This window comes from Bordetella genomosp. 8 (assembly GCF_002119685.1).
Classification (GTDB): domain Bacteria; phylum Pseudomonadota; class Gammaproteobacteria; order Burkholderiales; family Burkholderiaceae_B; genus Bordetella_C.
Map to the genome: position 1 here is coordinate 3,332,721 of NZ_CP021108.1, position 23,391 is coordinate 3,356,111.

20 protein-coding genes are annotated in these 23,391 nt (G+C 67.9%); 7 read left to right on the forward strand and 13 right to left on the reverse strand.

Translation table 11 applies throughout. The features are described from left to right. Positions 1-61: 61 nt before the first annotated feature. Positions 62-1,075: a proline racemase family protein gene (locus CAL12_RS15150; protein WP_086065305.1), complete on the forward strand. Its 1,014-nt coding sequence runs from the start codon at positions 62-64 to the stop codon at positions 1,073-1,075. A 37-nt stretch (positions 1,076-1,112) separates the two neighbouring features. Here the strand turns inward: CAL12_RS15150 and CAL12_RS15155 are convergent, their stop codons facing one another. The 3 genes from CAL12_RS15155 to araD are packed head-to-tail and all read right to left on the reverse strand — an operon-like array spanning position 1,113 to position 4,612. Continuing rightward, positions 1,113-2,102: a Bug family tripartite tricarboxylate transporter substrate binding protein gene (locus CAL12_RS15155; protein ID WP_086065307.1), complete on the reverse strand. Its 990-nt coding sequence runs from the start codon at positions 2,100-2,102 to the stop codon at positions 1,113-1,115. Between the two features lie 49 nt (positions 2,103-2,151). Further along, positions 2,152-2,871, reverse strand: coding sequence for a ribonuclease activity regulator RraA (locus tag CAL12_RS15160; RefSeq protein ID WP_086065309.1), 720 nt, complete (start codon positions 2,869-2,871; stop codon positions 2,152-2,154). A gap of 10 nt (positions 2,872-2,881) precedes the next feature. Then, the gene (gene araD / locus CAL12_RS15165; protein WP_086065311.1) at positions 2,882-4,612 is read right to left on the reverse strand and encodes an L-arabinonate dehydratase; all 1,731 of its coding nucleotides are present in this window, start codon (positions 4,610-4,612) and stop codon (positions 2,882-2,884) included. Positions 4,613-4,859: 247 nt separating this feature from the next. Between araD and CAL12_RS15170 the strand changes: the two genes are divergently transcribed. Next, positions 4,860-5,561: a GntR family transcriptional regulator gene (locus CAL12_RS15170; RefSeq protein ID WP_086065313.1), complete on the forward strand. Its 702-nt coding sequence runs from the start codon at positions 4,860-4,862 to the stop codon at positions 5,559-5,561. Here CAL12_RS15170 and CAL12_RS15175 read toward each other — a convergent pair. Together CAL12_RS15175 and CAL12_RS15180 are read right to left on the reverse strand one after the other, a co-directional pair. Continuing rightward, complete coding sequence (locus tag CAL12_RS15175) at positions 5,543-7,012, reverse strand: tetratricopeptide repeat protein (RefSeq protein ID WP_086065315.1); 1,470 nt, start codon at positions 7,010-7,012, stop codon at positions 5,543-5,545. The genes CAL12_RS15170 and CAL12_RS15175 overlap by 19 nt on opposite strands. Before the next feature lie 166 nt (positions 7,013-7,178). After that, positions 7,179-7,955, reverse strand: a complete 777-nt coding sequence (locus CAL12_RS15180; protein WP_232464532.1) for a helix-turn-helix domain-containing protein — start codon at positions 7,953-7,955, stop codon at positions 7,179-7,181. Between the two features lie 192 nt (positions 7,956-8,147). Here CAL12_RS15180 and CAL12_RS15185 point away from each other — a divergent pair, with 192 nt between their 5' ends. Further along, positions 8,148-8,627 (forward strand): MarR family winged helix-turn-helix transcriptional regulator, encoded by a 480-nt coding sequence (locus CAL12_RS15185; protein ID WP_086065317.1) that lies wholly within the window; start codon positions 8,148-8,150, stop codon positions 8,625-8,627. A 31-nt stretch (positions 8,628-8,658) separates the two neighbouring features. On the opposite strand, the gene CAL12_RS15190 is transcribed toward CAL12_RS15185, so the two are convergent. Then, entirely contained in the window at positions 8,659-9,759 is a 1,101-nt protein-coding gene (locus CAL12_RS15190) for an NAD(P)H-dependent flavin oxidoreductase (RefSeq protein ID WP_086065320.1), read from the reverse strand. A gap of 75 nt (positions 9,760-9,834) precedes the next feature. Further along, complete coding sequence (locus CAL12_RS15195) at positions 9,835-10,725, reverse strand: LysR family transcriptional regulator (protein WP_086065322.1); 891 nt, start codon at positions 10,723-10,725, stop codon at positions 9,835-9,837. A gap of 190 nt (positions 10,726-10,915) precedes the next feature. On the opposite strand from CAL12_RS15195, the gene CAL12_RS15200 reads away from it, so the two are divergent. Together CAL12_RS15200 and CAL12_RS15205 are read left to right on the forward strand one after the other, a co-directional pair. Beyond that, a complete protein-coding gene (locus CAL12_RS15200) occupies positions 10,916-12,274 on the forward strand; it encodes an aconitase X (protein WP_086065324.1) in 1,359 nt (452 codons plus the stop codon). Next, positions 12,264-12,797: an aconitase X swivel domain-containing protein gene (locus CAL12_RS15205; protein ID WP_086065326.1), complete on the forward strand. Its 534-nt coding sequence runs from the start codon at positions 12,264-12,266 to the stop codon at positions 12,795-12,797. The genes CAL12_RS15200 and CAL12_RS15205 overlap by 11 nt, the downstream gene beginning before the upstream one ends. On the opposite strand, the gene CAL12_RS15210 is transcribed toward CAL12_RS15205, so the two are convergent. After that, the gene (locus tag CAL12_RS15210) at positions 12,775-14,223 is read right to left on the reverse strand and encodes an AMP nucleosidase (RefSeq protein WP_420042792.1); all 1,449 of its coding nucleotides are present in this window, start codon (positions 14,221-14,223) and stop codon (positions 12,775-12,777) included. The genes CAL12_RS15205 and CAL12_RS15210 overlap by 23 nt on opposite strands. A gap of 108 nt (positions 14,224-14,331) precedes the next feature. Next, on the reverse strand, positions 14,332-15,468 hold the full coding sequence (locus CAL12_RS15215) for a branched-chain amino acid ABC transporter substrate-binding protein (RefSeq protein WP_086067905.1): 1,137 nt from the start codon (positions 15,466-15,468) through the stop codon (positions 14,332-14,334). Between the two features lie 268 nt (positions 15,469-15,736). On the opposite strand from CAL12_RS15215, the gene CAL12_RS15220 reads away from it, so the two are divergent. Further along, the gene (locus CAL12_RS15220) at positions 15,737-16,330 is read left to right on the forward strand and encodes an RBBP9/YdeN family alpha/beta hydrolase (RefSeq protein ID WP_086067906.1); all 594 of its coding nucleotides are present in this window, start codon (positions 15,737-15,739) and stop codon (positions 16,328-16,330) included. 237 nt (positions 16,331-16,567) lie between these two features. On the opposite strand, the gene CAL12_RS15225 is transcribed toward CAL12_RS15220, so the two are convergent. After that, entirely contained in the window at positions 16,568-17,881 is a 1,314-nt protein-coding gene (locus CAL12_RS15225) for a hypothetical protein (RefSeq protein WP_086065330.1), read from the reverse strand. A gap of 298 nt (positions 17,882-18,179) precedes the next feature. On the opposite strand from CAL12_RS15225, the gene CAL12_RS15230 reads away from it, so the two are divergent. Next, entirely contained in the window at positions 18,180-19,622 is a 1,443-nt protein-coding gene (locus CAL12_RS15230) for a hypothetical protein (RefSeq protein ID WP_086065332.1), read from the forward strand. On the opposite strand, the gene CAL12_RS15235 is transcribed toward CAL12_RS15230, so the two are convergent. Genes CAL12_RS15235 through CAL12_RS15245 form a run of 3 tightly spaced genes read right to left on the reverse strand, consistent with a single transcriptional unit; the run spans position 19,619 to position 23,141 of the window. After that, positions 19,619-20,569 carry a LysR substrate-binding domain-containing protein gene (locus CAL12_RS15235; protein ID WP_086065334.1) on the reverse strand — a complete coding sequence of 317 codons (951 nt, stop codon included), beginning with the start codon at positions 20,567-20,569 and terminating at the stop codon, positions 19,619-19,621. The genes CAL12_RS15230 and CAL12_RS15235 overlap by 4 nt on opposite strands. Positions 20,570-20,618: 49 nt before the next feature. Then, positions 20,619-22,709, reverse strand: a complete 2,091-nt coding sequence (gene recG, locus CAL12_RS15240) for an ATP-dependent DNA helicase RecG (protein WP_086065336.1) — start codon at positions 22,707-22,709, stop codon at positions 20,619-20,621. A gap of 45 nt (positions 22,710-22,754) precedes the next feature. Next, complete coding sequence (locus CAL12_RS15245) at positions 22,755-23,141, reverse strand: Rid family detoxifying hydrolase (RefSeq protein WP_086065338.1); 387 nt, start codon at positions 23,139-23,141, stop codon at positions 22,755-22,757. Between the last annotated feature and the right edge of the window lie 250 nt (positions 23,142-23,391).

Below are 23,391 nucleotides of genomic sequence, written 5' to 3' on the forward strand. Positions count from 1 at the left end.
GCCCGCGACGCTACGCCTTTTCACTTACCCATCCCTTTCCTTGAAGCCGGGAGTATCAGTCATGCGCAAGCAAGACGTGTTCGATGTCATCTATACCCATACCGAAGGTGAACCGCTTTGCATTATCCATAGCGGCATTCCCTATCCCGCCGGATCCAGCATCCTGGAAAAGCGCGCCTTCCTGGAAGCCAACTACGACTGGCTGCGCAAGGCCCTGATGCGCGAGCCGCGCGGCCATCGCGATATGTTCGGCGTGTTCCTGACGCCGCCGTCGTCGCCCGATTTCGATGCCGGCCTGATCTATATCGACGGCACCGAGTACTCGCACATGTGCGGCCACGGCACGATCGCCGTCGCCATGGCGATGGTGGCCCTGGGCCTGGTCAAGCGCGGCGACGATGGCATGACGCGCATCCGCTTCGAGACCACGGCCGGCCTGGTGGTGGCGGAAGTGAAGTCCGAAGGCGACGAAGTGCTGTGGACGCGCTTCGAGAACGTGCCCGCCTATGTCGCCGCGCAGGACCTGCCCGTGACGGTGCCGGGATATGGCGAGTTGAAGGCCGACATCGTGTGGGGCGGCAATTACTTCGGGATCGTCGACCTGACCGAAAGCAAGCTGCGGATCTCGCCGGAAAACGGCAGCGAACTGTCGCGCCTGGGACTCGCGGTGCGCGACCAGCTGAATGCGAAGCATCGCATCCAGCATCCGACGCAGCCTCACATCAACAACCTGAACTACATCACGTTCTGGCATCCGGCCACCATACCGGGGGCCTTCTACAAGAACGTGCACGTGTTCAGCCAGGGACAGCTGGACCGCTCCCCCGGCGGCACTGGCACCAGCGCCATGATGGCGATGTTCGAAGCGCGCGGAAAGATGGGCCTGAACCAGCCCATCCTGTCCGAAGGCCTGCTGGGTAGCGGCACCTTCGAAGGCTGCCTGCTCGGCACGGTGGACCTGAACGGCACCCGCGCCGTGCGTCCCACCGTCAAGGGCACGGCCAGCATCCTGGGCACGGCCCGCTGGACGGTGGACCGCGACGATCCTGTCGGCGCGGGCTTTCTCGTCAAGTAGGGATCAGGGGTGTGGGCAGGCGGGAAATCCGGCCCGCCTACTCCACCTTCGCGCCCGACTTCTTCACGACCTCGGCCCAGCGCGGGATTTCGGTGGCCATCAGGTCGCGCAGTTGCTCGGGCGAGCCGCCGACCAGATCCATCCCCATGGTCTTGCCGAGCTTTTCCTGCACGTCCGGTTCCTTCAGGATGGCGGCGATCTCCTTGGACAGGCGGTCGACGATGGCCTTGGGCGTGCCCTTGGGCGCGTAGACCGCCTGCCAGGACGACACGTCGAACCCCGGTACGCCGGCCTCCTGCAGCGTGGGCACGTCCGGCGCCAGCGCGATGCGCTTGGCGGTGGTGACCGCCAGCAGTTGCAGCTTGCCCTGCTGCAGCAGCGGCAAGGCGGCCGTCATCTGGTCGAACATGAAGGTGACGTTGCCAGACGACACGTCCACCATCGCGGGCGGCGTGCCCTTGTAGGGGATGTGCGTCAGCGGCACGCCTATCGTCTGCGCGAACAGCTCGCCCGTCAGGTGCGTGGACGTGCCGGCGCCGGACGAGGCGAACGTGCGTTTGGTCGGATCCTTCTTCAACAAGGCGATCAGGTCGGCCACCGACTTCAGCTTCAGGTGCGGATCGACCAGCAGCACATTGGGCAGCGTCGCCACCAGCGACACCGGTTCGAAGTCCTTCACCGGGTCGTAGCTCAGGTTCTTGTACAGGCTGGGATTGATGGCATGCGTGCTGATCGTGCCGCCAAACAGCGTATAGCCATCCGGCGGCGCTTTCGCCACGTAGGCCGCGCCGATGGCCCCGGCGGCGCCCGGCTTGTTCTCCACCACCACCGACTGATGCAGCCGTTCAGACAGCTTCTGCGCGATCACGCGTCCGACCACATCCGTCGAACCGCCCGGCGTGAACGGCACCACGTAAGAAATCGGCTTCTGCTGCGGCCAGTCAGCCGCCTGCGCGGTCACGTTCAAGGTTGCCAGCAAGCCGGCGCCCAACAAGGCGGCCAGCGCCTTGCGTCCTTGCGAAATCATGGTTGTCTCCTGTGTATCGTTTTCTGTTGTTGTTACGCGGACGGGCCCGTCAGCGGCCCCGCGCCTTGCGCCATTCGGCGAAGGCCTCGCGGGAAGCGGGATCGGTCGGCGGATACAGCCCCAGCGTAGAGGCGCCTTCGCGAACGCGCTCGGTGACGAAGTCCTCGAACGCGGTCATTTCCGTCGCTTCCGCGGCGATTTCATCGGCGATGTCGGCGGGGATGATCACCACGCCCTCGCCGTCGCCAACCACCACGTCGCCAGGAAACACCGCCACATCGCCACAGCCGATCGGCACGTCGATATCCAGTGCCTGGTGCAGCGTCAGGTTGGTCGGCGCCGAAGGCCGCTGGTGATAGGCCGGAAAGCCCATCTTGGCGATCTCGGGCGAATCGCGGAAGCCGCCATCGGTCACGACCCCGGCCGCGCCGCGCTTCATCAGGCGCGTCACCAGGATGGACCCGGCGGAGGCGGCGCGCGCATCGCCGCGGCTGTCGATGACCATCACCGCGCCTTCCGGGCAGGTCTCGACGGCGACACGCTGCGGATGGGTACGATCCTCGAACACCTTGATGTGGTTCAGGTCTTCGCGCGCCGGGATATAGCGCAGCGTGAAGGCGAAGCCCACCATGTTCGGCAGGTCGCCGTTCAAGGGGTGCACGTTCTGGATGAACTGGTTGCGCAGGCCGCGCTTGAACAGCGCCGTGCACAGCGTGGCCGTGCTGACCTGCTCCAGCCTGGCCTTGGTATCGGGGTTGAGTTGCGGCACGAGGTACTCCTCAGTAGATATCGGGCTCGGAGACCGGCGCGCCGAACTCCGTTTCCAGGAAATCGAAATCGCAGCCGTCGTTGGCCTGCAGGATGTGCTTGGAATACATCCAGCCGTAGCCGCGTTCGTAGCGGCGCGGCGGCTGCTTCCAGGCCGCGCGGCGCGCGGCCATTTCCTCGTCGCTGATGTTCAGGTGGATGCTGCGCGCCGGCACGTCGACGGTGATCATGTCGCCGGTGCGCACCAGTGCCAGCGGGCCGCCGATATAGGCCTCGGGCGCGGCGTGCAGGATGCAGGCGCCGTAGCTGGTGCCGCTCATGCGGGCGTCCGACAGGCGCAGCATGTCGCGCACGCCCTGCTTGACCAGCTTGGTGGGGATGGGCAGCATGCCCCACTCCGGCATGCCGGGGCCGCCTTGCGGCCCGGCGTTGCGCAGGATCAGGATATGGTCGGCCGTGACGTCCAGGTTTTCGTCTTCCACCGCGGCTTTCATGCTGGGGTAATCGTCGAAGACCAGCGCCGGCCCGGTGTGTTGCAGGTAGCGCGGCGCGCAGGCGCTGGGCTTGATGACGCAGCCGTCCGGCGCGATGTTCCCGCGCAGCACCGCCAACGCGCCTTCGTCGTAGATGGCATTGTCCAGCGGCCGGATCACGTCGTCGTTGTAGACTTCGGCGCCTTCGATGTTGGCGCCCAGCGTCTTGCCGTTGACCGTCATGGCCGACAGGTCCAGATGCTGTTTCATCCGGTTCATCAACGCCGGCAGGCCGCCGGCGTAGTAGAAATCTTCCATCAGATAGGTGTCGCCGCTGGGCCGGATATTGGCGATGACCGGCACCTTGCGGCTGGCCGCGTCGAAATCGTCCAGTCCCACCGCACAGCCGGCGCGTCGCGACATTCCGACCAGGTGGATGATGGCGTTGGTCGAGCATCCCATGGCCATCGCGACGTTGATGGCGTTCTTGAAGGACGCCACCGACAGGACTTTTTGCGGCGTCAGGTCCTCCCACACCATTTCCACCGCGCGGCGCCCGCACTCGGCCGCCATGCGCATGTGGCTGACGTCGGCGGCCGGTATCGACGAAGCACCGGGCAGCGTCATGCCTATGGCTTCGGCGATGGCGGTCATCGTGCTGGCAGTGCCCATGGTCATGCAGGTGCCGTAGCTGCGGGCGATGCCGCCTTCCACCTCGGTCCATTCGACCTTGCTGATGTTGCCGGCACGGCGTTCGTCCCACAGCTTCCAGGCATCCGAACCGGAACCCAGCACCTTGCCCTTCCAGTTGCCGCGCAGCATGGGGCCGGCCGGAAGGTACACACAGGGCAGGCCCGCGCTGATCGCGCCCATGACCAGGCCCGGCGTGGTCTTGTCGCAACCGCCCATCAGCACCGCCCCGTCGACCGGGTGGCTGCGCAGCAGCTCTTCCGCCTCCATGGCCAGCATGTTGCGGTAAAGCATGGTGGTCGGCTTGACGAAGGACTCCGACACGGACAGCGCCGGCAGCTCGACCGGGAAGCCGCCGGCCTGCAGCACGCCGCGCTTGACGTCGGCCACGCGCTCGCGGAAATGCATGTGGCAGGGCTGCAGGTCGGACCACGTGTTGATGATGGCGATGATGGGCCGGCCTTCCCAATCCTGCGGCCCGTAGCCCATCTGCATCATGCGGGAACGGTGGCCGAAGGAGCGCAGGTCGTCCTTGGCCATCCAGCGCGCGCTGCGCAGGCTCTCGTAAGTACGTGTCATGGATTCCACTCGTATTTAAGGGTTATCGGGCCGAGTGTGGCGTCTGATGCCCACCGCGGAAATCCAGTGTGTGCTGCCCTGTCGGGTCGCGCAACACGGATAGGACGGTGCAAGCTTATGTCTCGGCCGCATTGAAACACTAATGTATTAGTATGTCAACGCAGCCCTGCCGCTACAATTCCGCTCCGGTTTGTATCCTGATGCCGGCCGGCGCGGCAACGCGTCCGTACTCACCGGTGTAACGCTTATGTCCCTGACGGAAACCCTATCGACGCTGCGCCTGGACCGCTCCCGCCATGCGGCGCCCCAGGTGTTCGAGAAACTGCGCGAACTGATCGTGTCGCTGGAGCTGGCGCCCGGCACGGTCCTGCCCCGCCCCGAGCTGGCCGAAGCCTTCGGACTCAGCCAGACGCCCATCCGCGACGCGCTGTTGAGGCTGAGCGAAGAAGGCCTGGTCGACATCTTTCCGCAGCACACGACGGAAGTCAGCCGCATCGATATCGCCGCGGCCCGCCAGGCGCACTTCCTGCGCCGTTCGCTGGAACTGGAAATCGTCCATGTGCTGGCGCAGCGCGACGACCCGTTGCTGGCGGCCCGCCTGCAAGGCCACATCGACATGCAGCGCGCCAGCCTGAAGGCCAACGAGTACGCGCAATTCATCGCCGCCGACCAGGCTTTCCACCGCGAAATGCACGAGGCCGCCGGCATGATGCAGCTGTGGGAACTGGAACAACGCTACAGCGGCCACGTGGACCGGCTGCGCCGCCTGCACCTGCCCGAAACCGGCAAGGCGCAGCGCATCCTGCAGGACCATCAGCGCGTGCTGGACGCCATCGTCGCGCGCGACGCCCCGCGCGCCCAGCAGGCGCTGCGCGAACACCTCTCCGGCACGCTGAACCAGGTCGAGGATATCTGCCGGCGCTATCCCGACTACGTGCGGGCGGCTTGAGCCGAGGCGCCGATGCGACGCCGCATCAGGTCGTCCAGGGCATCGAAAATCTTCTGTATGTAGGCGTTCTTGAAACGCAGGCCGTCGTCTTCGACTTCGGGATGCACGAGCATGGTGGCGTTGGCTTCGAAGACCAGCACACGGCCGTCCGGCAGCAGCGAGAAATCGATGCCGCAGTAATCCAGATCCATGCGTACGCCGATGGCGCGCAGCGCGTCCCAGGCCGGCCCGCCCAGCGCCGCGCGCGGATCCTCCAGGAAGCGGCGTTCTTCTTCCAGCTTCCAGGACTCGGACAGCATGTCGGCCGAGAAATAATGCAGCAGCCACTGCCGGCCTATCGCCAGATGGTAGGGATAGGGCTCGCGGTCGATGAAGATGACGCGGTACTTGCGGTAGTAGCCGTCGGCGGAACGGTACTCGTGGTACGCCGTCAGGTACATGTCGCCCGTCGGGGGCTCCGCCAGGGTATCGGCCGGCGACGTCATCAGGACGACGCCCTTGCCGCCATGCTCGCCCGCCGGCCGCGTGATGACCGGATAGTCCATCCCCGCCGAGGCGATCGCGGCGTGCAAGCCTTCGGCCGCACCGCCCGCGCCAGGCCAGCGGCAGGTCTTCGGCGCGTATATCCCGGCTATGCCATCGAGCAGCACCTGGATACGTTCGCGCGTGGTGCGTTCGATGCGCGCCGGCTGGTTCAGGACGGGCGCCGTCGACGACTCGGCGAACTGCGCCAGCTCGGCGCGGCAGAACGCGCCCAGGTCGGCGTCGCCCACGACATTGAAGGCAATGTCGTACGGCGGCAGCGCGCGGGCGCGTCCCCAGCCTATGCCGACGACGCCCAGGTCGATCACCCAGCGTACGACGCGATTCAAGGCCGGCGGAACCAGGTGCCGGAAAGGCACGTTGGCGAAGCCGCTCGAACACACGATGAGCACCGTGCGCCGCCTGGTGCGCCTGGCCGAGGCGAACGCAGCCTGTCCGCGGTACGCGCGGCAGGCCTGCCGGCCGCTGCCATGGCGCATGCCCAGCTGCCGCAGCACCCAGGCCATGCAAATATGCGCCGCGTGCAGCGCGGGATCGATCATCAACGCCCGTTCCAGCCAATGGCCGGCGGCGTCCCATTGCTTGTGGCGGGCGTAGACGCGGCCGATCTCGAACAGGTCCACCGCGCGGCGCCGCTCGATGGCGTCGATGCCGATGCGCGCGGACGCGGCGTCCGCGACCTGCCCGCTTGCGTCCAGGGACGCGACCAGCGCGCGATACACCTCCAGGTCCAGGGGCAACTGCGCGGCGGCGCGCTGCAAGGCATTGACGGCTTCGCCATAACGGCCCGCGCCGTGCAGCGCGCGCCCGAGCGCCAGCCATTGTTCGCCGGCGAGCGGCGATGCGGACGTTGAGCTTGCGAGGGTCGAGGGGGCGGCTGGGGCCGCGGCGTTCGCTGGGGTCGACATGCCGGAAGAGAGACGGGACGGTTGCTGCAAGCCCCGATGACGGCGAGCACCCCGATTTCGCACGCCGGCAGGCGTCGAGTCGACTGGAACGATGCGGCCCTCAGCGGATTCCGGCGCGGACTTTACCGGGCCGGCGCTGAAAACCGCCTGTATGCGGACGCAGCGCCTACACCAACCGCAGCGCGTCCATATCCTGTATCCGGACTTCCTTGCCATGCAGCGCGATCAGGCCGCGCTGCTGCAGGCGGGAAAACATGCGGCTGACCGTTTCCAGCTTCATGCCCAGGTGGGATCCTATTTCTTCACGGCTCATGCGCAATGTGAAGGCGACCGGCGAATAGCCGCGCTCGGCATAGCGGTCGGCAAGATCCACCAGGAACGCGGCCACGCGTTCTTCCGCGCTGAGATTGCCCATCAGCATCAATAGCCGCGATTCGCGCACGATCTCGCGACTGAGCATGCGTTCGATATTGCGGCGCACGTCGCTGAACTCGTCGGCCAGGGCATCGATTTCGTTGTAGGGCAACACGCAGACCACCATGTCTTCCAAGGCGATGGCCTCGGTCTCGTGGCGGCCGGTGGCGATCGCGTCCATGCCCAGGAAATCGCCGCCCAGCGGGAAGCCGGTGATCTGCTGGCGGCCGTCGCGATACAGCCGGGTGGTCTTGCAGGTACCGGCGCGGGACACGTACAGGTTGCGCAGCGCGTCGCCGGCGCGGAACACCGCCTCGCCCGCGCTGACCTTGCGGGAGCAGACCGGCAGCGCGACCGGACGTTCGGCGCCTCCACGGCAAAGCTGGGCAGCCTGGCACAGGCGCCGCGCACCGCAGCCGTCGCATGCCGGCCGCGCCGCCGGCGCGGCGCGCGACGTGGTGTCGCGCCAGGCCGCATGGCCGGTGGCGTATTCTGAGTGAGCAAGCATTTCGGTCTGTAGGCTGTCCATGGCGGTCCCGTGGGGTGGATGTCATTGGCCTGGCGGCGCGCACCGCGTCTCGCGCACACATCGCGCGGCCAGATCCGCGCAATGCATACCGCAGGCATACGCATTGTGCGCATTTGGGGGCGCACCCTCTATCGGCATTTCCGGGACAGTTCGTGTAGGGGTTCCCCTACGGCCACGCGGTACCATAGCGGGATGTCGCGCCCTCCCCACCCCAGTCCGGCGCTTTCCTCGCGCCGCGGTGCCGATGGAAAGGACCATACGCTGCAGCCAGCGGACTTCGTCGCCCTGGCGCAATTGCGTTTCACCTTGCGCCAGTTCCTGGCCTTCAGCGAAACGGCGGCCGCCGGCTGTGGCCTGACGCCGCAGCAGCATCAGGCCCTGCTGGCCATCAAGGCGGCCTCCGGCGAAACCATGACCGTGGGCGAAGTCGCCGATTGGCTGTTGCTGCGGCCGCATAGCGCCGGCGAACTGATCAACCGCCTGGAACGCATGGGTCTCGTCGAGCGCCGGCCCGACGAGACGGACAGGCGCAAGGTCCATATCGGCCTGACGCAAGGGGCGCAGGACAAGCTGGACGCCCTGTCGTCCGCGCACTACGACGAACTGCGCGCCATCGGACCGCTGCTGCGCAACCTGCTTGGGCACTTCGACGCCGAAGACGGCGGCGCCTAGCGCACGACTTTCGATACGTAGGGCAGCGCGCCTAGCGGCGCGACGCATGCCCGGCCGTGCCCGGCGTGGATGCTTCCAGCTCCGTGGCCAGGGTCCGCACCAGCTCGGCAGCCGGCATGGCGCGTGACAGGCGCGCCCCCTGCCCCGCCCACTGGGCGGCGAACTCGCTGTTGCCGCGCGCCTTGGCGGCGGCATGCAGCGCCTTGCCGGCGTCGTAGGCGATCGGATAATCCGGGACCGGAGGGCTGTCCGGCGCTTCCCCCAGGCGCATCAGCCGGTTGTGGAGTCCGCGTGCGAGACGGCCGGATATGGCGGTGGTCATGGCCGTCATGGCCCGCGGATCGGCCAACGCGGCGCGGAAAGCCGCGTCGGCGGACGACTCGGGACAAGACACGAAGGCCGTGCCCAACTGCGCGGCCTGCGCGCCCAGCGCGAGTACCGCGGCGATGCCGGCGCCATCCATGATGCCGCCGGCCGCCACCACGGGCACGTCCAGGTGACGCACGAGCAGGCGCGTCAGGGCCAGGGTGCCCAGCCGTTCGTCGGGTGCGCCCGGATCGAATGCGCCGCGGTGGCCGCCCGCTTCATAGCCCTGGGCGACCACGGCATCGATACCGGCCTCCTGCACGCGCCGCCCTTCTTCCACGCTGGTGGCCGTGGCCATCAGGTAGATGCCGGCATCGTGCAGCGCGCGGATACGCGCGGCATCCGGCAGGCCGAAATGGAAGCTGACCACGGCCGGCCGCTCGTCCAGGAAGGCCTCCAGCATGGCGTCATCCTCCACGAAGCTCTTGTAGATCTCGCTCAAGGCCGCGGGAGGCTCGGCGCCGAATTCACGGAAGACCGGCGCCAGATAGGATAGCCAGGCGGACTCCACGGCGGCGTCGGCGACCGCGGGCGCGTGGCAGAAGACGTTGACGCCGAAGGGCCGCTGCGTCAGCGCGCGGATCTCGCCGATCGTCGTGCGCGCGGCCTGCGCCGTCATGGCGCCCACGCCGAGAAACCCCAGGGCGCCGGCATTGCTGGCCGCGGCCGCGAGCGCCGGCGTCGCCACGGCAGCCATGGGCGCCTGGATGATGGGATGGGAGATGCCCAGCCGTTCGGCCAGCGGGGTGGTGATACGGGCAGCCATGGATATGCTCCTTCAAGGGTGTGGCAGGATGCCGGCGGCCCGCCGGCACGATCGCAACGGAAGCCGCGCCCAGCCTCAATCGGCGGCGCGGCGCATCTCGTCATACAAGGCCTTGTAGGCCGATGTCCCGAATCCGGCGCGCCGGATCAGGAAGCTGTTGACCGAACGCAGATAGGTCGTCGACGCGCTGGCCGCGGCGGGATGCATGTCCAGCACCGACTGCGGCACCGCCGCCACCGCCGTACCGGCCATCACGCAAGCCAAGATGGACGCATACGAGCCCTGCTCCAGGACGCCCCAGCCGTCCAGGCTGTCGCCGTCTCGCGCCAGCCAGTCATCCACGCAATTGCGATAGGTGCATCCCTGCGCGAAAGCCGCGATGGTGCGCACGCGGATATCGCGCGCGCGCCGGATGCGCGGGTGCGACGGCGGCGCGACCAGCAGCAAGCGTTCGGAAAAAAGGTAATGGCCCTCCAGGCCGGGGCCGAGCCGCTCCATATCCGCCTGTTGCGGCCGTCCGCCCGCCGGATGCGCGACGATGGCGCAGTCCAGCCGGTGCGCGCCGACCGCGTCCGCCAAAGCCTGCGTGGTGCCGGTCTTTATGTCGATGCGCACCGCTGGCCACTTGCGGTTGAAGCTGGCCAGCACGCCGGGCAGGCGGCTGGCGGCGGCGGCCTCCATCGAGCCCAGCCGCAAGGGCCCGCGCGGCGCCTCGTCGCGCACGGCCTGCCGGGCCTCCGCCGCCAGCGCCAGGATGCGATCGGCGTACTCCAGCAGCCGCTGCCCTTCCGGGGTCAGGAGCATGCGCCTGCCTCCACGCTGGAACAGCGTCGTGCTCAGGTCTTCCTCCAGGTTCTTGACCCGCGTGGTCACGTTCGACTGCACGCGGCGCAGGCGCCTGGCCGCGCGCGTCACGCTCTGTTCCTGAGCCACCGCGCGGAAAATTTCCAGTTCGGCGATTTCCATCCGATGTTCCTGATTCTTCAGATGTGATGCTACTGCGATCCACGTTCTTTTTTTAAGATAATTCGGCGCACGGCTCGCAGCGCGGCGGCGATCCCGGCACGGACGGATTGCACCGGCCAGGACACCCCCGCCCGCGTGGGCTCGCCTACAATCCCCCCTTATCCCCATGCCGCCCGCCCAAGGAAGACCCGTGATCGCGCTTTCCGACTACGACCAGGCCCTGCTCCAGGGCGAACGCGGGCCCGCCGCCGCACTGGCCATGCGGATACTGGTGCGCTCGGCGGCAGTCATGGGTGCGGACAGCCTGATCGACATCGACAGCGCGCACATCGACGGCTGCCTGTACCACGGCCAGGCCAGCCTGGACTTCGTCGAAAAGCTGGTGGAAGGCGGCGGCAAGGTGGTGGTGCCCACCACCTTGAACGTCGGCTCCATGGACCTTATCCATCCCGAACTTTTCCGTGGCGACGACGCGCTGCGCAGCGCGGGCACGCGTCTGATGCAGGCCCATATCGAGCTGGGCTGCGAATCCAGCTTTACCTGCGCGCCCTACCAGTTGAAAAACCGGCCGCGCCTGGGACAGCAGATCGCCTGGGCCGAGTCCAATGCCATCGTCTTCGCCAATTCCGTGCTGGGTGCGCGCACCAATCGCTATGGCGACTTCATGGACCTGTGCGCCGCGCTGACCGGACGGGCGCCACGCTGCGGCCTGCACCTGGCGGAAAACCGCCATGCCGGCATCGTCTTCGCGGTGGACGAGGACTTTCCGCGCGATCCGGCCAGCCGCGATATCTGGTACGCGGCGCTGGGCCTGCTGGTGGGCAAGCGCGCGGGCGGCGCCATTCCCGCCATCACGGGCCTGCCGCCCGACACCACGGAAGACGAGCTCAAGGCCTTGGGCGCGGCCGCGGCCTCCAGCGGCGCCATCGCGCTGTTCCATGCGGTGGGGATCACGCCCGAAGCGCCCACGTTGGAAGCGGCCCTGGGCGGACGTGCGGCTGGTGCGACCATCGGCGTCACGCGCGCCGATCTGCGGGCCGTGCGCCAAACGCTGAACCAGGCAGCCCCCGGCGCCCCGCTGGCGGCGGTCAGCGTCGGCACGCCGCATTTTTCCCTGGCCGAGTGCGCGGCGCTGGAACGGCTGCTTTGCCAGCCGGCGCCAGGACCTGGACCGACCGGCGTGGAACACGCAGGAAACGGACCGACTGGGATGGAACACGCAGGGCACGGACCGACCGCCAGCAAACAGACTGGCGACGGCCCGCGTTGCGCCATCGACTTCTACGTGAATACCAGCCGCTATATCCTGTGGGAACTGGAAACCTCCGGCCAGGCTGAGCGGCTGCGCGCCGCGGGCGTGCAGTTCGTCACGGACACCTGTACCTACATCACACCCGTCATGCGCCAGACCACCGGCCTGGTCATGACCAACTCCGGCAAATGGGCGCACTATGCGCCCGCCAATATCGGTGTGCAGGTGGCCTACGGCAGCCTGCGCGAATGCGTGCGTTCGGCGCTGGCCGGCAAGGTGTGTTTCGATGAAGCCTGATTCCGCCACATCATCCGCCGCGTCATCGGCCACATCGTCCGCCGCGTCATCCGCCGCATCCACGGCGCCGGACTATTCCGCCGTGACGGTCGTGCCCGGCGATGGCCATGGCGGCGTACTGGCGCTGCAGGAGCCGCTCAGCTTCTGGGGCGGCTACGACGCCCAGGCTGGCACGATCATCGAAGCCCGGCATCCGCAGTTCGGCGCGTCACTGCAAGGGACCTGCCTGCTGATGGCCCGCGCCAAGGGATCCAGTTCCAGCAGCAGCGTACTGGCGGAAGCCATCCGCAACGGCACCGGCCCCGCCGCGATCATCATGCGCGAACGCGACCTGATCGTCGCGCTGGGATGCATCGTGGCGTCCGAGCTGTATGGCATCGAGGTGCCGATCGCCGTGGTGGACGACGCCAGCTGGCAAGCCTTGACGGCGCTGCCCGCCGGCACGCCGGTGCGGGTACAGGCCGACGCCGAACGGTGCCGGATAGACGCCGGGCCCGCCCTTATTGGAACGCCGTCTCCATGAAGCTGCGCAGCTTGCGCGAATGCAGGCGTTCCGGCGGCATCTCGCGCAACTTCTCCAGCGCGCGTATGCCGATTTCCAGATGCTGGCCCACTTGCCGTCGATAGAAAGCCGTGGCCATGCCCGGCAGCTTCAACTCGCCATGCAACGGCTTGTCCGACACGCATAGCAAGGTGCCGTAGGGCACCCGGAAGCGGAAGCCGTTGGCCGCGATGGTGGCGGATTCCATGTCCAGGGCGATCGCGCGCGACTGGGCGAAACGCTGGACCGGCTCGGTGTGGTCGCGCAATTCCCAGTTGCGATTGTCGATGGTCGCCACCGTGCCGGTGCGCATGATGCGCTTGAGCTCCCAACCCGACAGGCCGGCGACTTCCTCCACCGCCTGTTCCAGCGCGACCTGCACTTCGGCCAGCGGCGGGACCGGCACCCAGGTGGGCAGGTCGGCGTCCAGCACGTGGTCGTCGCGCACATAGCCATGCGCCAGCACGTAATCGCCCAGCCGCTGCGACGTGCGCAAGCCGGCGCAATGTCCCAGCATCAGCCAGGCATGTGGCCGCAGCACGGCGATGTGGTCGGTAATCGTCTTGGCGTTGGACGGCCCGACGCCGATATTCACGAGCGTGATGCCGGAATGATCGGCGCGCGTCAGGTGGTAAGCCGGCATCTGCGGCAGGCGGCCGACGGCGGCATCCGTGGCGATGGGTTCGCCGCGGCGCATGACGCGGTTGCCGGGCTCGATCAGCGCCTCGTAGTCGCCTTCGCCGGCGGCCAGCATGGCGCGGGCGCGTGCGCAGAATTCATCGACGTAGAACTGGTAGTTGGTGAACAGGACGTAGTTCTGGAAATGCCCGGGCGCCGTCGCCGTGTAGTGCTGCAGCCTGTGCAGCGAGTAGTCCACGCGCGGCGCGGTGAAGGGCCCCAGCGGACGCGGTTCGTGTTCGCGGCCGTACCAGGTGCCGTTGACGATGGCGTCATCGGTGATGGCCAGGTCGGGCACGTCGAAGATGTCGCGCAGCGGGCGCTTCAGGGCTTCCAGGTGTTCGCCTTCGACATACGCGCCTTCGGCGAAGGCGAAATGCAGCGGGATGGGCACGTTGGATTCGCCCACTTCCACCGGCACCTTGTGATTCTGCAACAGGTGGCCGATCTGTTCCGTCAGGTAGTCCTTGAACAGCCGCGGCTGCGTGATCGTGGTCTGGTACACGCCGGGCTCGGCGACATGGCCGTACGACAGCCGGGTATCCACCTGATCGTAGGTATGGACGGCGATGCGCACGCTGGGATAGCAGGCGCGCACTCGCACGCCATGCAGGTCATCGCCCTGGGTCACGCGCTGCAATCCGGCGCGCAGGAAGGCGGTATTGCGCTCGTAGATTTCGATCAGGCGTTCGACAGCCGACGACGCGCTGTCGAACGCTTCGTACGGCATGAAGTCGGGCCGGACGATGGGGGATACTGCATCACCGCTACTCATGTGAAAACCTCCTGTACGCGGCACGGCGAGCACGCCCACCCGCCGAAGCCGCGCGGCGCGGCGTCACTTCGCCAGCGTGTGCGTGCCGTCCTTATGCCATTCGTAGACCTGGAAGGCGAAGCTGTTCAGGTCGCCTTGCGCGTTCCACGATACCTTGCCGATGGGCGTATCGATACTGTTCTTGTGCAGCCACGCCGCGACCTTGGTGGGATCGGTGGAGCCCGAGCCCTTGATGCCGTCGACGATGGCCATGGTGGCCGTATAGGCCGTCAGCTGGAAGGCGCCGCCCGCGTTGCGCTGCTTGTCCTTGAACGCCTTGACCAGGTCGGCATTTTTGGGATCCTGCGAGAAGTCGGCCGGCAGCGTCAGCAGCATGCCTTCCACCGCCGGACCGGCGATCGCGTTGATGTCCGGATTGCCGGCGCCTTCCGGTCCCATGAAGCGCGCCTTCAGGCCCTGTTCCGCGGCCTGGCGCATCAACAGGCCCATTTCGGGGTGGTAGCCGCCGTAGTAGACGAAGTCGACATTCTCGCTTTTCAGCTTGGTGATGACCGCCGAATAGTCGCTGTCGCCGGCGTTGATGCCTTCGAACACGGCGACGGGAATGCCGGCCTTTTCGAGCTGGCTCTTGACCGAGGTGGCGATGCCCTGGCCATACGACTGCTTGTCGTGCAGGACGGCGACCTTCTTGGGCTTGAACTTGTCCACGATATAGGCGGCCGCCGCCGGGCCTTGCTGATCGTCGCGGCCGATGGTGCGGAAGATGAAGTTGTACTTCTTGCCGTCCGTGAGCGCCGGCGCCGTGGCGGACGGCGTGATCATGACCACGCCTTCCTGCTCGTAGATCGGCGCGGCGGCGATGCTGGCGCCGGAGCAGACCGGGCCCACCACGAATCCGATGCGTTCGTTCACCACCCGGTTGGCCGCCGTCGGACCCTGCTTGGGCTCGCAGCCATCGTCGACCACGACGACTTCCAGCTTCTTGCCATTGACGCCGCCCGCCGCATTGACCTGCTCGACGGCGGTATAGATGCCTTCGCGGACCATGTCGCCGTATTGCGTGACAGGCCCGGTGGTCGGGCCCACGGCGGCGATCTTCAGCGTCTGCGCGTGTGCGGGCATGGCCATCCCGGCCGCCAATGCGAGTGCGAGCGCGGCCGCGGACGCCAAATGATGGGGTGTTTGATGGTGTTTTTTCATCTTCATCTCCTGTTGCTCTCCATGCCAAATGGCGGACTTGTGGTCCTCCAGGGCGATTCCGCCGGCCATCGGCCGCCGGAAGGGTCCAAAGGATACCGTAAAGCAAGACCGGATCCGGGCCATCCAGGGACGTGCCGCAAATATCGGTCGGCTCCCGTTAAACGAAGTAATGCACGATTTCACCGACTCCGTTTATATAACGGAAGCCATATAACCAAACAGAAATTAAGTTGTTTGCGCAATGAAGGCGGCCCGGCATGATCGGCGCATGCGATTTCAACCGATCATCGTCCCGGGCTGGAAGAATTCCGGCACCGATCACTGGCAGACGCTGTGGCAGGGCAGCCTGGCGCACGCCCAGCGCGTGGTCCAGCGCGATTGGGAAAACCCGGATCCGCGGGACTGGAACGCCGCGCTGGCGGCCTGCGTGGAAGCCGCGCCGTGGCCGGCCCTGCTGATCGCGCACAGCCTGGGCTGCGTCGCCACCGCCGCCCTGCCGCCCGCCTTGCATGGCCGTGTGGCCGGCGCGCTGCTGGTCGCCCCCGCCGACATCGAACGGGAAGGCGCCGCGCCCGTCCTGGCCGCCTTCGCGCCCATCACGCTGCGGCCGCTGGGCTTCCAGAGCGTCGTGGTGGCCAGCGATAACGACCCCTATTGCTCCCTGCCCCGCGCCCGCGAGTTCGCCCGGCACTGGGGCAGCCGGCTGGTGGTGCTGCCCGGCGCGGGCCACATCAACGCGGAGGCCGGCTACGGCCCCTGGCCTGAAGGCCTGAAGATACTGCACGCCCTGCGCCGCCGCTCGGCCTGGCGTATACCCGCGCCCTCCCGCCGCATACCGCCCATGGCCCAGCCGCGGCCCTGAGGATGGTCGAGGCCTGCGGCGCCTGGAGCGCCGGGGGTGTGATTCCCGCCGCGTGGCGGTCCACGTCCGCGAGTCCGGTCGGGCTCGCCCTACAGGGCCAGTCGGCGAATCACCGGCGTGCATGCGCCGCCGCTTATGGTCAGGCGGCGACGACGTGCCTAGACTTGCTGCGCGATTTGCAAGCATCAACGTCACATCATGCCCCCCATCACCGGAGCCGGCCCGGCTCCCCTCTCGCTAGTCACCTCCTCCCTTTCCATCCAGCCCGTCGGCCGTCCGCACGGACGGGCATTCACGGCGGTCCAGGGTCTGTCCAGGCGTATACGGGCATGGACAGCGGGCGCGCCCGCCCATGCGCGCTACACCCCTGCGCCCTACACATTGGTGCGCGGCGAGCACGAGGCGCGCGCGGACAAGGCGGCGCGGTGCCGCCAGCGCCTGGCCGCCACCGCCAGGCAATTGTGCGCGGACGCGCGGCATCCGCCAGGCGCCGACGAACTGGCCCGGCTGCACCGCGACCAAATACGCCTGCGCGCCCAGACGCGGATCCATGATTCGCTGCGCGGCGTACTGCTCGACCGCACCGTGCGCGCATACCTGCCGGACCCCAGCCCGGGACAGGCCAGGCGCCGCTTCAAGAGCCTGATCAGGCTGCGGCAGGGACCATTGGGTCAGGAACCATCGTGCCAGGATGCATCGGGTCGCCCGCGCCAGGCGGGCGCCGCGTCGGCGGCCATACGCGGCGCGATGGAAACGGCCACCGCCCTCGAAGCGACCGCCACCCCGGTCCGGCGCATCTGCGCCCCATACCTGGCAGCCAATGGCCGCGTGTCGCCGTCCGCGCCCATGGTCCAGGACCTGATGGGCCTGCTGGCCCGCATGAATATGCTGCGCCCGCAGGACCAGGACCCGGCAGATTTTCTCTATCCAGCCATTAAGCTCATGTACGAGGCGAACCGCACGACGGCGGCGGGCGACGCGATGCTGCGCGGGCTGCTGCGCGACCTTAAAGCGGAGCGCGACAGCCCGCTCGGCTTGCGCGCCGCACTGCATGCGGACAAGCGCTGGCTCGATTTCTGGCTGGCCGCGAACAGCCCCGAGGCCTACGACCGCGATCCCGCCGCCGCGCGGCGCGGATTGGCAGCCGATATCGATAAGCTGCTCGACGGAATGGCCGGGGCCGCCACCAAGCTGTTGCGCGAGCAATTGCGTTCGCGGGTACCGGCATGGGCGGGCGAGGCGCAGGCGCCCCTGTTCAAGGAAGCCGCGCTGCTGCATGCCAGCATCCAGCGCTGGCATGACCGCGGTATGGCGCAGGGCAGCCCGGAACCCCTGCTCCAGGCGACGCCGGCCGAAACGGTGCGCATGCTGCTCGAGCACGCGGCCAATGATGTCCTGGGCACCACGGCCGAGCCGCCGCCTCATGTCATTCCCTTGCTGCGCAACCTGCGGGTGCCGCTGCGCCAGATCGCGGGGCACATCCAGCGGGCGCTGGACCAGCACCGCGTGGCCGAGCACGCATCCGCGGCGGAGGTCGACGAACTGCGGCAATCGCTGATGATCGATGCACTGGAAGAAACCGGCATCCTGGGTGAAACCTATCGCTTGCGCGGAGAAAGGCGAGCACGGAACGACAAGAACAACCGTGCGGGCAGCGGCGACGATGCGTCCGCAAGCCAGCCGCTGGCCACCGCGGCGGCCCGGGGCGCGCGCCTGTCATCCAGGACCTACCAGGCCCGTGCGGCGCGGCGCGCCGATGCCTACGCGAAGCACGTGCGTAAACCGCAAAAGCAGGCGCAACGCGCGATCGCGAAGCTGCTGGACGCCGGGGCGCGCGAACGGCAAGCCCTTGTCGCCACACAAGCTGGAAGCGCTCCGGGAAGCCCGCGCCGCGCTGGGCAACTTGTATGGGGATGCCGCGCCGGCGGCATGGCGCCGCCTGGTCGACCGCGAGACCCTGCGCCTGAAGGACCGCCAACTCCGCGCGTTGAACATGGGCGCCCTGCACGCCCGCGTCCGCGGGACCGGGAGACTGACCGCCGGGGTCGCGGATGGCGCCGCGCCCGCCAAAAGCGACCCGTTGCTGGCCGGCGTCTGGTCGTCGATACGCGCGGCATCGGCCAGGCGCGATGCCGGTCCCTACCTGAAGACATGGTGTGCATCGCTGCGGGCGACCGGTGGTGCGGTCGCCGGCGCCGCGCTGGCTCTGCAGCTAAACGGGCTGCGCGAGCGTATCGGCATGCTGGTCGACAAGGTGGAAACGCCGATGCTCCTGGACGCCGCGCTGCGGGAGATCGGCGACGCCGAGCTGGGCGACTTGATCCAAGCGCTGGGCACGGGGCTGCCCGCAAGCGCGGACCGCAGCATGCATGCGTTCCTGGAAGATCTGGTTCGCGCGGCGCGGTCGCAGGCGACGCAGCGCATGGACGCGTTGTGCGATACGCTGATGGCGGACTTCGGCCCCAGGCTGTTCGAACGCACGGGCGCCCTGGAAACGCTGCTGGACAAGCCGGACATGCTCCCCGCGAACGGCTCCCTGCCCGACACGCTGCAGCAACTGGTCAGGGATGCGGCGATATTCGGGCGCCTTGCGCACGAGCATGGCGCGCGGGCTGCGAGCATACGGATGGGTGCGCGGTTCCTGCGCACACCCAATGGCTATGACCTGGCGCAGGACCTGGCGCGCGGGTTGTGCCATGAGATTTCGGGACTGCATGCCCGGCTGGATGATGGCATGAAGGTATTGGGCGTCGCGCGATTCCTGCCCGGCGCGATCACGGCCGCATGGCGCGAGCGCGCGGTGGACCATATCCTGGAGGAAACGGGTATATGGGATGAACTGAACGCCCTCGCGCGCCGCCTGCCGCGCGAGTCGTCCCGGCGCCTGGCGATGCCGCGCCTGTGGGCGGCGGTCCCGGCGACCGCCTCGCTGGAGCGGGGTGGCGTGCGCGCGAGCGCCTGGTCGACGCAGTCGGTGGGGGCCGACGGCTATGCCAAGACCCGCGGGTTACTCGGCCAGCGCCGCGCCGCGGCGGCTCCGGCCGTCGACGCCAGCGCCTACCGGTATCCGCCGGAAGGGATCTACGCCACCATCAGCGATGTCAGCGATGTCAGCGATATCAACGACGTCGGCGATGTTCACGCTGTCGGCGATATTGCCGACGGCAGCGGTCAGGACAGCGACCGCGCGTCCACCGTCGCACCCAGCGAAGACAGCGGCTACGACACGATGGAACGCAAGACCGGCTGGCCTACCCGGGCCGCGCGCCGTGCGCATCCCGCCGCGCTTTAGTCCTGGTGCGCGGCGGCCTCGCCTTCCAGCATGCGCACGCCCGGCATGGGCGTCGCATACACCGCCTGGGCCAGCGCTTCGATGGCCGCCAGGCGGGGAAAGCTGCGGCGCCACGCCAGCACGACACGGCGGTCCGGCACCGGCGCTTCCAGCGGCACGTAGCGCAGCAGGCTATCGGCCGGCGGATTCTCCGGCACCGCCGTCACCGGCAGCACCGTGATCCCGATGCCGGCCGCGACCATATGACGGATGGTCTCCAGCGAGGACCCTTCGAAGGTGCGCTGGATCCCGTCACTGGCCGCGGAAAAACGCGACAGCTCGGGACAGACCTCCAGCACCTGGTCGCGGAAGCAATGGCCGCTGCCCAGCAGCAGCATGGTCTGCTGCTTCAGGTCCTGCGCGGGTATGGCCTTGCGATCCGCCCAGGGGTGTTCCTTGGGCACGGCGACCAGGAAAGGTTCGTCGTACAGCGGCTGGATGACCAGCCCGGCCTCCGGCAACGGCAACGCCATGATGGCGCAGTCGATCTCGCCCTGGCGCAGCAGCTCGACCAGCCGCAACGTGAAGTTCTCCTGCAGCAGCAAGGGCATCTGCGGCGTGCGTTCGATCTGCACCGGCACCAGGCGGGGCAGCAGATAGGGACCGATGGTGTGGATCACGCCCACGCGCAAGGGCCCCGCCAGCGGGTCGTGCCCCTGCCGGGCGATCTCCTTGATGCTGGCGCTTTCTTCCAGGACCTTCTGCGCCTGCGCGACGATGCGCTGACCGATGGGCGTCACGCCCACCTCGGCGCCGCCGCGCTCGAAGATGGTGACCCCCAGTTCGTCCTCAAGCTTGCGTATCGCCACCGACAGCGTCGGCTGGCTGACGAAACAGGCTTCCGCCGCGCGGCCGAAATGGCGCTCGCGCGCCACTGCGACGATGTACTTGAGTTCGGTAAGGGTCATGGTGGATCTTCCATATATGGCCGGCTGCGCGGCTCGTTGGTCTCGATCTTCACGTACGCAGGAAATCTTCGCGGCCACGCATCCAGCGCGCCAGGTGCGCCTGTACGGCGTCCGGGTGGTCCTTGCGCAGCCAGGCCGCGGCCTCGCGGGCCTGTTCGGCGATGGCCGCGTCCAGTTCGATATCGGCGAAACGCAGCAGCGCCAGGCCGGATTGGCGCGTCCCCAGGAATTCGCCCGGCCCGCGTTGCAGCAGATCGCGCCGCGCGATCTCGAAACCGTCGGCGGTTTCGAACATGGCGCGCAAGCGTTCGCGCGCGATGCGCGACAGGGGCGCCTGGTACAGCAGCACGCAGACCGATTCGGCGGTGCCGCGCCCTACCCGGCCGCGCAATTGGTGCAACTGGGCCAGGCCGAAGCGTTCGGCATGCTCGATCACCATCAGGGAAGCATTCGGCACGTCCACGCCGACCTCGATCACCGTGGTCGCCACCAGCACGTCGATACGGCCTTCACGGAAGGCCTGCATGACCTCGGCCTTCTCGTTCTGGGCCAGCCGTCCGTGCACCAGGCCTATGCGCAGGTCGGGCAGGTCGACGCGCATGGCCTCGTAGGTATCCACGGCGGTCTGCAACTCCAGCGCTTCGCTTTCCTCGACCAGCGGACAGACCCAATAGGCCTGCCGCCCGCCGCGTGCGGCCTGCGCGATGTGCGCGATGACTTCTTCACGGCGGGCGTCCGCAACCAGCTTGGTGACGACCGGTGTGCGCCCGGGCGGCAGTTCGTCGATCACCGACACGTCCAGGTCGGCGAAGAAGGTCATGGCGAGCGTGCGCGGGATGGGAGTCGCGCTCATGTTCAGCTGATGCGGCACGATGCGTCCGCGCGCGGTCTCGCCCTTGCGGTTCAGCGCCAGCCGCTGCCCCACGCCGAAGCGATGCTGTTCGTCGACGATGGACAGCCCCAGGCGATGGAAAGCGATGTTGTCCTGTATCAGCGCCTGCGTCCCCACCACCAGCTGGACGCTGCCGTCGGCGGCGGCGGCCGAGGCCTCGCGTCTGGCCTTGGCGCCGACGCTGCCGCTCAGCCAGGCGACGCGCACGCCCAACGGTTCCAGCCAATCCACGAGCTTGCGGAAATGCTGTTCGGCCAGGATTTCCGTGGGCGCCATCATGGCGACCTGGAAGCCCGCTTCCATCGCCTGCGCCGCGGCAATGGCCGCGACCACGGTCTTGCCGCTGCCGACGTCGCCCTGCAGCAGGCGGTGCATGGGAAAAGGCCTGCCCAGATCGGCGGCGATTTCGGCGACCACGCGTTGCTGCGCGCCGGTCAGCGCGAACGGAAGCGCCTCGTACAGCCGGGCCGTCAGGCCCTGTCCATCGCCGGATAAGGGCAGCGGCGGCGCCTTGTGCAAGCGCCGCGCCGCCCGCGCCGCGGCCAGCGACAGTTGCTGGGCCAGCAGTTCGTCGAACTTGATGCGGCGCCACGCCGGATGGGCGCGTTCCACCAGTTCGTACTCCGACACCCCGGGCGGCGGCGCATGCAGGATATGGATCGATTCCCCGAACGGCGCCAGGTCGTACCGCTCGCGCACCGCCGCCGGCAGCGTATCGGCCAGGTCGGCCTGCGCCAGGGCTTGCGCGATGGCCTTGCGCAGCACCGGTTGCGGCAGACCTTCCGTGGTGGGATAGACCGGCGTCAGCGCATCGGCCAGCGGTGCGTCGGCGCTAGCCATGCGTGGATGGACCATTTCGCGCCCGAACAGGCCGCCGCGCACTTCGCCGCGCGCCCGCAGCCGGCGGCCCACGGCCAGCTGGCGCTGCTGGCTGGGATAGAAATTGAGCCAGCGCAGCTGCAGCTCGCCGCTGTCGTCCGCGATCTTGGCCGTCAGTTGGCGGCGCGGCCGGTACTGCACTTCGCTACCGGTGATCTCGCCTTCCACCTGCGCCGCGTAGCCAGGACGCAGCGCCGCGATCGGCGTGATGCGGGTCTCGTCCTCGTAGCGCAGCGGCAGGTGCAGGATCAGGTCGGCCGGCTCGACCAGGCCCAGCGCGTGCAGTCGCCGCGTCGTGGCGTCGGCGGGCGCCGCCGGCGTTTTGGCGACGGCGGCGCGTGTCTTGCCCGGGGCCGTGGCGGCAGGCATGGGGACGTGGCTGGCGATCAGCGTGGGAACAGCGGGTGGCCGTGCCTACAGGACGACGATGGCTTCCACTTCGAATTGCGCGCCCTTGGGCAGGCTGGCCACGCCGACGGTCGAGCGCGCCGGGTACGGTTCCGGAAAGACATCGGACATGATGGTGTTGACGGTCGCGAATTTGCCCAGGTCGGTCAGGAACAAGGTCAGCTTGACCACATTTTCCTTGGCGCCGCCGGCGGCTTGCACCACGGCGAGCATATTGGCGAAGGCCTGCTTGACCTGGCCCTCGAAGCTTTCGGACACCAGTTCGCCGCTATGCGGCTCCAGGCCGATCTGCCCGGACAGGTAGATCGTCTTGGAGCCACTGATGGCCACGGCCTGCGAGTAGGGGCCAACGGCCTTGGGGGCGTCCTGGGTGTGGATGATTTGCTTGTTCATGGGGCGGCTCCGAGGCGAAAAGACATAGGAAAACTTCTATCGAAGTTTAATCAGCCATAGGCTACCGTGAAAGTCCCGCTCGATGTGGCAATCGGGAGGATTACTTCACGCCGGGCCATGCCGGACCGACGGCCGGTGGATTGATCCGGTCTATCTATCAATCGATTTGCTATTTCTATTTTACGGATCAACGACCGCTACCTATAGTGGCCGCGAAGAACGGCGGCGCGGTGCGCGTCCACGCCACCCG